We start from the raw sequence: 11,843 nt of genomic DNA on the forward strand, positions 1-11,843 counted from the left end.
ACAACAAACACTGGAGAAACAACATTTATCGTAGAAATAACCTTTGCAAACAAAGCAAAACAGAAAGTAACTCTTAAAGCTCACGTTGTAGAAATCATTCCAGCAACACCACTAAACCCAGCTAAAAAGAGTATTACGTGGGCCGAGTTAATTCCTGCAAAGAAATCAACACCATGGACCGAGCTAACACCAGCGACACCAGCTCCAACACCAACTCCCGTACCTCCGACACCTGTTCCACCAACACCGGAACCAACGCCTTCGCCTACGCCGACACCGACGCCTGATCAACAACCTGCAGTGCCTCTGCAGCCGAAACCAAACCCGGTGAATCCAACACCCGTTCCGCCAAAACCTGCGCCTAAACCAGAGCCACAACCTGTTCCACCAACACCAGAATCTCATTCTGGCAACAGTGAGCACTCTAGCAATGGCGAACCTGATAAGTCTGCAAATAGCACAACCCCACAGACTAATAAGTTCGATCAAGACCATAAGGAAATTCCAAGCATGGGATTTCCCGGACCAACGCATCCTTCCAAAACTCTACAAACTCCTGCAGTTAGTAACGATTCTATGCGCGGAAACCACATAGAGCTTAACGCAAACTCAGAATCACACACATTACAGCAACAGATTCCATCAGCACCAAAGAGTATTGCAGATTTACTTCCAGCGTTGTGCAACACTCTCACCGTCGGGAATAATAACATTGCTTATGCGGGAAAAAATAACCATATCACTGTTACAGTAAATGCAACATCAGAATTCATGCGCAGATTACAACTAGAAAAAGCAGTAAAAGCTTATGCCTACATATATTCCAACCCTAAACTTCTTTATAGCGCAAATGGAATGAAATATGTAACAGTTCACATTAATGAATATGGCAGAATTGTATTCGACGTAGTTATTCCAGAAGAATATAAAGGCAATCATACGATTGTCCTTATTGACGAAAACGGTAAACAAGTTGCGTGGACGAATACTTTAGTAAAGAAAGACCCTCATTTACACAAACAATCCACAATAGCCAATAATGCACTCCCTCGTACTGGAATACAAATAATTCCAATTGTACTTAGCGTTGCATTGATGCTGTTTGCTAGCACAATTGTGACAATTGCAAGAAAAAGAAAGTTTAACTAAGCGTAAGTTGTAGTTTTTATACATCCAATGTACAAAAACTACAACTTAACAATTTTACAATCTGAATGGAGCGGATGACGGGAGTCGAACCCGCCTCTGAAGCTTGGGAAGCTTCCATTCTACCGATGAACTACATCCGCATGCTGTAACTAAAAGCAAACTAGTTTCAACAACCATCTAAGGGTATCATGCACAGCTTACCGCTTCAATATTTAGGAATCAGTTTATGAACTCAATAAACAAGACAAGCAAGTTCAACAAATAAAATATTCATGCAGCAATGCTCATTAGACGCCCAATCCTATCCTGAACAGTAGGACGCGCAGTACACAAACGCACAAGCGCAGGAGCGTTATTATTCCATGGGCAAATAATCATCAAAGAAGCAACAGCCTGCAATCCAGCAGTAGATTTCATCTCGTGAAGCTGCATGCCGTAGGTAATTTTATTAAGTGCGGAAGCAAGCGCAGCAAAATCTCCAGTAATTTCACTACTTCCCTTATCTGCGTCAAATTCACGCGAACCAGGAATAATTGCATTGATAATAACAGAAGCAATAGGAGCGAATAAAATATTTAAAAACTTACCAATAAATTTGCAATACTTGCGAATATCACGACGATATGTATCACCAACATAAACAAGCCAAGAACCAACGTACGTTAATACTGTTGCTGTAGCAGTAGCCAGCGAAGAAGCGAGAATATCATGATTATAAATATGAGTTAATTCATGACCAATAACACTACGTAACTCGCGCTCGTTAAGGATATTAATCAAACCACGAGTACAACATATGCTTGCATGACGCTCACTTCTACCGGTTGCAAAAGCATTAGGACTTTCGTAGGGAGAAACCATTACTCGCGGCATAGGTTTACCAATTCGAGCAGATAAATCTCTAACCATTGCGTAGAGCACAGGCTCTTCTTCTTCACTAACCTCTGTAGCACGCATAGCAATAATCGCAAGCTTACTTGAGCACCAATAAGCAAAAACACTAAATGCAATACCAGGAATAATGAACCATATTAGTGATGACAGATGCGAGCCAGCAAGAACCCAACATAAGGCAAGAAAAAGCCACACAACAACAAAAAATAGTGCGGCTTTTAAGCTGCCATAGTGTATTCTCAAGCCTTTCAACATATGATCTATCTTAATAATGCGAACTTAAATTTTTCTGAATATATACTGCGTATTTACTAACTACAAACTTAAATACTAAGTAATATTTTCAGTTTATTTAGGGCATTATTTGCTACCTAAAGCAATATTTACAAGTTCAGACGCTGAAACAACTTTCTTTCGAGTTCTCTGCTCATTGGCTCCAAGCTCACGCTCATAAGAGTCAACTCGCTTCCAACCGGCGTAATCAATTGGTTTAATGCCCTTTTCTGCCAATAATTTATCTATAGAATTTTCATCGCGATCAGGTGCGATTCGCCCAGCATTGCCAGCTTTAGATAAATCTTCAAGCATATTATTAACAATCAAAAGAGCATCGGATTTTGTAGAGCCGATTAATCCTACCGGCCCACGCTTAGCCCAGCCAGTTGCATACAATCGCTCACGGACTTCGCCATTTTCTACAGACGTCACTAAGCGTCCATCAATATTTGCAAGCAAAGTACGCTTTTCGTCGTAAGCAATTCCTGTAACTTCTGCAGGATGGTAGCCAATGGCATGGTAAACAGCTTGCACAGCGTAATCTTCAAATTCACCTGTGCGAGTCATTGTGCCATCCGCGCTTGTTACAGTTCGCTCAACTCGTATTGCTTTCACACGCCCATCTTCACCAAGAATTTCTACCGGCGCACAGTTGAAGTGGATAATATAGCGTTTGTCGGCTGGATTCCCCTCAAAATCAACGTTTCCGCCATCTTCCATATCTTCTGCCATGTCTCGAATCGCAAAAAGTTCCTCAACCATTTGACGCGTGAGCTTATCGTTACCGGCTACTTCAATAGTCTCATCGTCAAGTTCAAAATCATCCTCATTAATAACAATTTGCACTCCGGATAACTTTTCCATTTCGCGCAATTCTTGAACAGAGAATTTTGCTTGGGCAACTCCACGACGAATAAATAAATGCAAGGTTTGGGTTTTATTTTTTTGCAATCCCTCATACACGTCGTCTGGAATATCCGTATGCGCGCGCAAATAATCAGGATCTCGTAAAAGCTCACGAGCAACATCCATTGCCACATTTCCGCCGCCAATAACAGCTACTTCTTTTGCTTCAAGCGGCCATTCTCGATTGCTAGTCGGGTATCCGTCGTACCATTCTACGAATTTTGCAGCTCCGTACACTCCGTCTAAATCGGCGCCTGGAACTCCTCGAAGAGGCCTATCTTTCACAGCGCCGGTTGCAAATAGCACAGCATCGTAGCGTTCCAATAAATCTTCTAATGCAATATCCTTACCAAATTCAACATTTGCATAAAGATGAATATTTGGATTATCAAGCGTCTTTTCAAGCGCATCCGCAATAAATTTGATACTTGGATGGTCAGGAGCTACTCCGTAACGCACTAATCCAAAAGGCACTGGCAATTTTTCAAAAAGATCGATGCGAGCGCTAGAGCCTAATCCCAATTCTTCTCCACGCTTTGCAATCTGGCGTAAGAAGATATCGGAAGAATACACTCCTGCAGGGCCTGCTCCTATTACAGCAATACGCAGTTGAGATGTTTCTTGTGAAACATTTTCGCTTAAATTATTTTTTTCCATTATTATCCCCATATTGAGCTGTATTATACGGCACTTTTCGCCGTTTTCGCGCTATTTAGCGCGGCCTACAAGCATAGGTTGCCTCAATCCACTCAGCAGCGTAACTGTAAAGCGTTTATATGTAATTCTTCGCCAAAAATAAGTTACGTACAAGCTTGAGCTCTTACCGTTTGCAGCTAACTCGTATGCTTTCATAATTAGACTAGCGCATTACTTCGTCTTACAACATGCTCAAATAAATAAAATGCTCAAACGAATATTATTAAAGGTGTCGTAATGAATATCGTAAAAAATATTGCCAAAAATATTTTTATTTTCGTTCGCGCAATGCTGTTAAAGCCCACATAATAGCAACAACATCAATTGCTTCTTGCATCATTGCGCCAATAACTGCTGGAATAAAACCGAAAGCCGCAAAAATCATACTTATAATTGCCAATCCAATGCCCATCAATACTGACTGAACCATAACGCATTTAGTATGTTTTGCTACTCTTATTGCGCTTGCAACAGAAGAAATATCGTTGTTCATAATAACTAACTGAGCACATTCAGATGCTGCCGTATCTGTGCCATCCGTTACCGCTACGCCAATATCTGCAGCCGCAAGCACTGGAGCATCGTTTACACCGTCTCCAACCATCATTGTTACAGTCGAATCTTTCTTACTTTTGGCTGCATTGTAATTGTGCTTTTTTACATACGCTAATTTATCTTGCGGAAGCAAATCTGCATATATTGTGTCAATTCCAACGCTTTTACCAATTGTTGTTGCAGCTTGCAAACTATCTCCAGTAAGAATAGATATTGAGCGCGCACCAAGCGTACGCAATGCGTCAATAGTTGATTTCGCGTTATCGCGAGGCACGTCTTTTAACACAATCCGACCAACTAGCACTCCGTCAAAGGAAACATAGGTTGCCATTTCGTCTGCAGCGAGCGCATTGACTACATGTTGTGCCGCAATATGTTGTGTCGCAATATGATTCATGACCTGTTTATTAATATCAGTTTGCTCAGTAACATACTTTCTACGCCCAACGCGCACCAAAACACCATCTACAACGCCTTGAATACCCTGACCTGCAGTTTCCTTCACACTATGCACTACTGGGTATTCTCTAACGCTAGGCAATTGCGGAGTTGAAGATGGATGCGTGTGCTCCCACAAAACTGAACCTGCTTTTGCTATACCTCCAGCGAGAATATGCTGAGAATACGTTTCTAGCACACCTGCGAGCATCACAATTCGATCAGCTTTCTGCGTAGTATCGATTACGTCTACGTTTACAACTTGCGGCTGTTTTACAGTTAGCGTGCCGGTTTTGTCAAAAAATACGTCTGTTACACGACTTAATTGCTCAAGCACATCCTGACTTTTAACAACAATTCCAAGTTTTGCTAAACGCCCAGTACCAGCCATGCAAGCAACTGGAACTGCAATAAGCAGAGGACATGGGGTTGCTAGAACCAATACTTGCGCAAATCGCAATGCGTCGCCAGAAAAGCTCCAAGCAAGACCTGCAATCGCAAAAGATAATACTGTAAACGGCACAGATAGCATGTCTGCAAATCTAACTACTGCAGCTTTAGAAGACCTAGCAGACTCAACAAGCTGCATGATTTTCTGATACTGCGAGTTTTTAGACAGCTTTGTTACGCGCATAATAAGCACAACTCCACCGTTTACACAGCCTGAAAGCACTGCAGCTCCCGCATAGACTTCTCTAGGAACAGATTCTCCGTTAATAGCACTTGTGTCTAAAATTGCAGAACCGCTTAATAATTCACCGTCAACTGGCACTGTTTCGCCAGGAAGCACAATAATTACGTTTCCTATCTTTAGCTCATCAACAGGAACTGTAGCGTAACGCTGCAAATTTGAGGAGATTTCGTTGTCTGTAGATGCTTGCAAAAATGGGCAATTATTTTGTTTACAGTTGCAATTTTGCAAGTCATTATTTTCGCAATTACTTTCGCTATTTTGCTCGCTACTATTAGATTGCTTAGAATTAGCGGCATCTACTTTTCTAAATTCAGCATGCTGGCACAGAACACACGAGCTAGGCTTGCACTGATTTTCACTCAAACATGGCGGTTCGTATGATTTATCATTTGCTTGATTATGATTCATACCATGCTCAATACCTGGCAAAGTCATAAGGTGAGCAGTTTTTGGAGCTGCGCTTACTAAAAGAGATAGATTGCGCTGAGCTTTCATATGCGCAAAATCTTCTATAGCTTCTCCAGTCCAAACCATTACAACAATCAAATAACTTGCCCAGAACTCACCAATACAAAGTGTTGTAAGCAATGCAACAAAAGCAAGTAGATCAATACCTAAAGTTCCATGCAGTAAATGTTTAATCATATTACGCAAAGAAATAACGCTCGTATATAAAACGAGAATAGCGATAATAGTTTTGCCAAGACTAATACTTATGGAAATACTGCAATTAATTTTTAAAAAATCAAAGATTTGCTGCGAAAAATTAGAAATTTGCTCACAGAAAGTAGTTAATATAGGCAAATTATACGAGTACAAAGGCGCAATAAACGGAAAAGCAAGAATTACGACTGTTAATTGTGGTGCACGACGGCAATATGCTAAAAGTTTACGCATACACTTTCCTTACGCTGATCAGGTTAACTACGCTTAAGACGCTGCTAACACACGATTTCACGCCTTGTTAACCCACTGAGCGCAACCTAAATAGCGCACTCAATACACGGCGTAAAGATACTTATGTTGATTTTTGGTTAATCCCAATTTTGGAATTAACAATGACTTTTAATTATTTATTTGTCTCTTTAATATACCATGAAGCCTTGATGAGAAACATTCTCATAAACACAAGCTTAAATAATGCAAAACCAAAACAAATCCAAAAAAATAAATTAATAAACAAAAAAGTTCTGATTGGAAAATCAATCAGAACCCTGTTCGTGGAGCTAAGGAGACTCGAACTCCTGACCCTCTGCTTGCAAAGCAGATGCGCTACCAGCTGCGCCATAGCCCCATTCGGTATTGAATGAAATAATCACTCAATTCCGTGGGCCCGGGAGGACTTGAACCTCCGACCTCATCCTTATCAGGGATGCGCTCTAACCACCTGAGCTACGGGCCCAACTCGTACGCCTAAAACATACAAGTAGTTACATTAGCACAGACACAGAAAATGTCAAACCGCAACACGCCATAAAAAGAAAATAGCATGTTGCGGTTTGAATCAAAAAAATTAAACAGAGGTTAATTAATCAAGATGGCTACGCATGAACCACTGGAACTTTTCCAACTGTTGAACATGATCTTGAATAATATTTGAGCTAACTAAATCAAGCTCATCAAGCTCCGCGATAGCCTTGCGATCGTCTGCAATCATATCGTTATAGTATTCAATAAGCGCTTGCAAATACTCCTTTGTGGACTTGCGACCAGTCAAAGCAAAACGCTTCCATGTACGAGCAGCAACAACATCATCAGCACGTCCAAGTGGAGAACCGCCCAAAGTTGCAATTCGCTCAGCAGTTTCATCCGCCTGCGCCAAAACTTCAGCAACCTGTGGATCAAGCATTTCATGAACTGCAATAAAATCTGAACCAGTAACATTCCAATGCGCATGCTTAAGCACCAAAGCAGCTTCCTGCTCGTGGCTTAAACGATTCTGTAAAATGGCAACAGCCTTTTCACTGGCCGCTTCGTCGAGACCTGGCAAAATATGCAACAAAGCCATGTTCTATCCTTCCTTAGGTTTGTTAATACCGTTATTATTCTACTGCTATGGCTTAAACTACGCGCGGCGACGCACTTCAATCGTCGCAATACGCCTACCATCAACCGCAGTCACAGTCATATCGTAACCATCCGCATCATGCAAAACAGCTCCAACACTTCCCATTGAACCAGTATGCGCTAAAAAGTAGCCTGCAACAGTCTCATACGGACCGTCTTCAAGCTCAATGCCGGTAATGTCAGCAAAATCTTCAATGGTCATACCGCCATCAATTTTTGCAACACCATTTACAAAAGCAGTTGTTTTATTCACATTATTTTGCTCAGTTTCACCAGGCAAATCATATTCATCGCGAATATCTCCAACTAGCTCTTCTGTCATGTCCTCGAGCGTAACAATACCGTCAGTTCCACCATATTCATCGATGACAACAGCCAAATGAATACCACGTTTACGAAGAAGTTCCAGGCTCGGCAATAGTTTGGAAGTTCCAGGAAGACTAATTCCTTCGCGAGTTACATCTGCAACAGTTTTTGCATTTGGATCACGCACATCTAGCAAATCGCGAACATGCACAAAACCTATAACATCATCAAAATCTTTGCCAATAACAGGGTAGCGAGAATACGGAAGCTCACGAATTTTCGCGGCAGCTTCTTCAAGGCTCAATGAACCATCCAAAAACTCAACATCAGCACGAGGACGCATCACTTCAGCAACAATAGTTTCCGAAGCATCAAACACGTCATCCAAAATATTGCGCTCATCCTGACTTAAACGCTTATTGCTATTAACAAGCACGCGCAATTCTTCGTCAGAAACTTCGCTTTCCTTCTCATTAGGATCAAAGCCAAGAATGCGCACAAAACCGTTCGTATTCTTTCCAATAAGCCAAATTAAAGGCTTGCAAATCTTTGAGAAAATATCTACTGCCGGCACAACCGATCGCGCAATCTGCTCAGCACGCTGCATAGCAATACGTTTCGGAACTAATTCAGAAATAACAATAGAACAGTAAGAAATAACAAGAGTTAGGAAGATTGTTGTAAGTGGGCCAGCAACGTGCGAAGAAACACCCCATGAACATACAACCGGCACAACATACGGAGCTAAAGCAGACTCACCAAACGATGCGGAAAGAAAGCCAGAAAGAGTTACTCCAATTTGTAGAGCAGATAGAAAAGTGTTGGGATCGCGGGCAATTTTTGCAACTCTAGCGCCACGCGCATCCTGCAATTCCATGCGATCAATTTGCGAACTTCTCAAGCTCACTAAAGCTAATTCGGTTGCCGCAAATACGGAACCAAATAGCAAAAAAATCATAATGAGTAGAATATTAAAACCAATCGCCATACTTGTTATCTTAGTTTACTTCTATGCGATATCAACAATTCTAAAATAATTATCACCATTAACGAAGATAAATTATTTATGGGCGATAAAAATATCCAGTTGGAGCTTGAGCTGTTTGCATTGATATAACGTGCAGCACAACTCCAGGATGCTGATATCCAGGAATGCCAATATTGCCTCTAGAAACACGTGCACGAACACGCACCCATTCATGATCTTGAATTTCGCCAATATTTGATTTTTCGGCAACTAATCCAAACGGAGACATGTCGAGAATACAGCATGACATAAGCTGACGAGATACCCTAAATTGATTTGCATTCAACGTAGAATCTCTGCTAACAAAACCTGTAAGAGTAATCGTGTATCCATCATATTTTGCAGCATTATGATCGATTTCGTCATACCAGGAGCCAAAATCATCATCATCAACTGCTATCTCACGAGACTTTTCATACAATCCCGACAAAGGATAATTTTGGCTACGAATAGCAATAGCACGACCACCAGCATACTGGTCGAATCCATCTACACTAATATTTTGAGCGTAACGCAAAGGAACAATAATAAGTAGCGCAGGAACAACGAAAGCTACAAGCATACGCCAAACATCGCGCGAAGAAACAGAAAACCATCCAATCGCAGCGCATATAGACAGAATAAATAGCAAAATAGCAGTAATTAACAAATAATAATATGCTCTAGGCGTAGTAAAAAGCGTATATTGACCGCTTAAAGTAACTTCCGCAATTATGACTGCAAAAAATAGCAATAAAATAGCTTCTACCAATTGAGCTAAAGTGATTTTTTTACAAGCATTATGCTCAACACATTTTTGTTTTTTCATGCGATGAACCCCCAAGCCCAGTGAGCTAATAATGACGCTAGGAAGCACGCAAAAGCAATAGTTAATGTTAAGCGCCACACAAATTTACCACGGCAATCCTCAACGAGCATAAGCGTATTCTTTAAATCAAGCATAGGACCAAACAGCAGAAATACTAGCACCGACGACATAGGCAATGATGTTGCTAAACTTCTTGCAATTACAGCATCTGAGCTGGAGCATAGAGAGCTTGCGTACGCAATAGCCATCATTACAGGAATAGCAATTAACACATTACTCACTTGTACGCGAGAAGCAGGATCAGCTCCGAGCCATGCGCGAATTACAGAAGCAACTATAGTTCCACATACAATAATTGGAATTAATTTTATTAAATCCTGATGTATATGCTGCACATATTTGCGAATTTGCGCAGAAATACTATGCTTTTCAATATTATTTTTTGTGAGATTACTTTCGTTATTCAATTCGCAAGAACAATGTAAAGAAGATTTATTTTCTACTAAAATTTTCTTACGCAAAATATTGGTTTTTGAAGGGAATATAACAAAACTTAATCCAACCAGTAATGCAATACCAACACCTAGAGCAATACGCATAATAGCAACAGCTGGGGCGTCAGAGAACGCATAAAATGTTGCTAATACAGATACTGGATTTACAACAGGAACTGCACATAGAAAAGTTATGGCGCACGGTAATGGTAGTTTTCTTGCAACTAAACGAGAAAACGTTGGAACTACTACACAATCACAAACAGGCACGCAAACGCCAGCCAATATGGCAGCCAAAAAACCGTTTGCCGTAGATTTTGGAGCATGTTTCTCAATAAAATCAGCAGTTACCCAAGTTTCTACTGCAGCAGAAACAAGCACACCTATGAGAGTAAAAGGTATCGCTTGTAGCAACAAACCGGAAACACCTCGAATTGTTGTATCAATTAGAAACCAAGGATGTCTCCCCTGTAAAGCAGGAGCAGCTGCAATAATAAAAGCTACTAAAGGAGCTCCAACAAGCAAGAAAAGATAGTTCGCAGAATTAGCAGAATTTGCAGAATTCGCACCAAGCGTACCTTTAGATGATTGATTCATATTTGTAACCTAACAACGTATTAATAATTCTGTTAAAAATGTGACTACATGCTACTTAGCATGAAAGAACCTCTACCAAACCATCCTTCATTCTATACCTAGCACCAACTAGCATGAGGTTATCATTAAAAGCAGATTCACGAATAGTTTGAGATTTATTACATATTTCAGCAAGAATATTAGATACATGGATTCGTTCAATATCATCCGTGTTTAATTCTTCTTCAATACCAGCAAGTGCAGCAGGACCTAAAGAACGAAGCAATATTGACTCGCTAGACTCAATTATTTCGCTTGTTTCATCTTCGCCGTATTTAGAAACCAGCTTTTGCACATTCGGCAAAACGGCTTGTACTGCACCGCAATGCTCATGCCCAAGCACAACAAGCACTTTTACTCCCAAATCGCTTACAGCGTATTCTAAAGATGCAATTACAGCATCATCAAGCACTTCGCCTGCAGTGCGAACAGAAAAAATATCACCTAAACCGGCACCGAACACAAATTCTGGAGCAACGCGCGAGTCAGCACAGGAAAGAACAACAGCTCCAGGATGCTGACCTTCAATAAGAGATAATCTCGTTTCTTCACTAAGTCCATCACAATTTAATGAGCCTTCTGCAAACTTACGGTTACCAGCTAGCATCGCGCTCCACACAGATGTAGCCAAAAGTGAATCTTCTTTTAAAAGATCTTCTTTGACTGTCTCGTGCATTATTACCTCCTTGTATTGATGCGCTTGCGCAAAGGTGACGAATACAAGCTATCAACAAATTTTGAAAACACTTCGACTTATAAAACATATTCTATCGTTACTGTGTTAAATAGAAAATATGCTATAAAAGCTAACAAAATTTATAAAATATGATTATAAAAAGAAAAGCCAACGCACAGCTAACAAAGCAGCACGAAGGCTTTTCTTAATCATATAAACTT

The 11,843-nt window shown here is 40.7% G+C and carries 9 protein-coding genes, 3 tRNA genes and 1 pseudogene (1 of these 13 running past the window's edge); 2 read left to right on the forward strand and 11 right to left on the reverse strand.

Annotated elements, in window-relative coordinates; genetic code table 11:
- Positions 1-34: the final stretch of a Rib/alpha-like domain-containing protein gene (locus DOD25_RS06520; protein ID WP_162720541.1), read on the forward strand. It extends 2,033 nt beyond the left edge of the window; only the last 34 of its 2,067 coding nucleotides appear in the window; its start codon lies off the left edge, out of view; its stop codon occupies positions 32-34.
- Positions 1-1,149: pseudogene (locus DOD25_RS05290) on the forward strand (Rib/alpha-like domain-containing protein); the annotation flags it as partial. The gene DOD25_RS06520 and the pseudogene DOD25_RS05290, both read left to right, overlap by 34 nt.
- 66 nt (positions 1,150-1,215) lie before the next feature.
- Here DOD25_RS05290 and DOD25_RS05295 read toward each other — a convergent pair.
- The 11 genes from DOD25_RS05295 to DOD25_RS05345 all read right to left on the reverse strand — a co-directional run bounded on the left by DOD25_RS05295 (position 1,216) and on the right by DOD25_RS05345 (position 11,622).
- A tRNA-Gly gene (locus DOD25_RS05295) sits at positions 1,216-1,289 on the reverse strand.
- 130 nt (positions 1,290-1,419) lie between these two features.
- Positions 1,420-2,298, reverse strand: a complete 879-nt coding sequence (locus DOD25_RS05300; protein ID WP_004106145.1) for a M48 family metalloprotease — start codon at positions 2,296-2,298, stop codon at positions 1,420-1,422.
- A 105-nt stretch (positions 2,299-2,403) separates the two neighbouring features.
- Positions 2,404-3,882, reverse strand: a complete 1,479-nt coding sequence (locus DOD25_RS05305; protein ID WP_004119763.1) for an FAD-dependent oxidoreductase — start codon at positions 3,880-3,882, stop codon at positions 2,404-2,406.
- Positions 3,883-4,192: 310 nt separating this feature from the next.
- Positions 4,193-6,505: a heavy metal translocating P-type ATPase gene (locus DOD25_RS05310; RefSeq protein ID WP_112928827.1), complete on the reverse strand. Its 2,313-nt coding sequence runs from the start codon at positions 6,503-6,505 to the stop codon at positions 4,193-4,195.
- A gap of 324 nt (positions 6,506-6,829) precedes the next feature.
- A tRNA-Ala gene (locus DOD25_RS05315) sits at positions 6,830-6,902 on the reverse strand.
- Positions 6,903-6,936: 34 nt separating this feature from the next.
- Positions 6,937-7,010, reverse strand: a tRNA-Ile gene (locus tag DOD25_RS05320).
- Positions 7,011-7,136: 126 nt separating this feature from the next.
- Positions 7,137-7,616: a Dps family protein gene (locus DOD25_RS05325; RefSeq protein ID WP_004106140.1), complete on the reverse strand. Its 480-nt coding sequence runs from the start codon at positions 7,614-7,616 to the stop codon at positions 7,137-7,139.
- Positions 7,617-7,673: 57 nt separating this feature from the next.
- Positions 7,674-8,969 (reverse strand): hemolysin family protein, encoded by a 1,296-nt coding sequence (locus tag DOD25_RS05330; protein WP_064340211.1) that lies wholly within the window; start codon positions 8,967-8,969, stop codon positions 7,674-7,676.
- A 76-nt stretch (positions 8,970-9,045) separates the two neighbouring features.
- Entirely contained in the window at positions 9,046-9,816 is a 771-nt protein-coding gene (locus DOD25_RS05335; protein WP_004106138.1) for a TIGR03943 family putative permease subunit, read from the reverse strand.
- Positions 9,813-10,907 (reverse strand): permease, encoded by a 1,095-nt coding sequence (locus tag DOD25_RS05340; protein ID WP_112928828.1) that lies wholly within the window; start codon positions 10,905-10,907, stop codon positions 9,813-9,815. Before DOD25_RS05340 ends, DOD25_RS05335 begins: the two co-directional genes overlap by 4 nt.
- 55 nt (positions 10,908-10,962) lie before the next feature.
- Positions 10,963-11,622, reverse strand: coding sequence for a carbonic anhydrase (locus DOD25_RS05345; RefSeq protein WP_004106136.1), 660 nt, complete (start codon positions 11,620-11,622; stop codon positions 10,963-10,965).
- Positions 11,623-11,843 lie beyond the last annotated feature (221 nt).

The sequence above is a fragment of the Gardnerella leopoldii genome (assembly GCF_003293675.1).
GTDB lineage: Bacteria > Actinomycetota > Actinomycetes > Actinomycetales > Bifidobacteriaceae > Bifidobacterium > Bifidobacterium leopoldii.

Bases quoted from the DNA above. Each gene is read 5' to 3' on its own strand.
- DOD25_RS05300 (WP_004106145.1), bottom strand. From the start codon at position 2,298: ATGTTGAAAGGCTTGAGAATACACTATGGCAGCTTAAAAGCCGCACTA.
- DOD25_RS05305 (WP_004119763.1), bottom strand. From the start codon at position 3,882: ATGGAAAAAAATAATTTAAGCGAAAATGTTTCACAAGAAACATCTCAA.
- DOD25_RS05310 (WP_112928827.1), bottom strand. From the start codon at position 6,505: ATGCGTAAACTTTTAGCATATTGCCGTCGTGCACCACAATTAACAGTC.
- DOD25_RS05325 (WP_004106140.1), bottom strand. From the start codon at position 7,616: ATGGCTTTGTTGCATATTTTGCCAGGTCTCGACGAAGCGGCCAGTGAA.
- DOD25_RS05330 (WP_064340211.1), bottom strand. From the start codon at position 8,969: ATGGCGATTGGTTTTAATATTCTACTCATTATGATTTTTTTGCTATTT.
- DOD25_RS05335 (WP_004106138.1), bottom strand. From the start codon at position 9,816: ATGAAAAAACAAAAATGTGTTGAGCATAATGCTTGTAAAAAAATCACT.
- DOD25_RS05340 (WP_112928828.1), bottom strand. From the start codon at position 10,907: ATGAATCAATCATCTAAAGGTACGCTTGGTGCGAATTCTGCAAATTCT.
- DOD25_RS05345 (WP_004106136.1), bottom strand. From the start codon at position 11,622: ATGCACGAGACAGTCAAAGAAGATCTTTTAAAAGAAGATTCACTTTTG.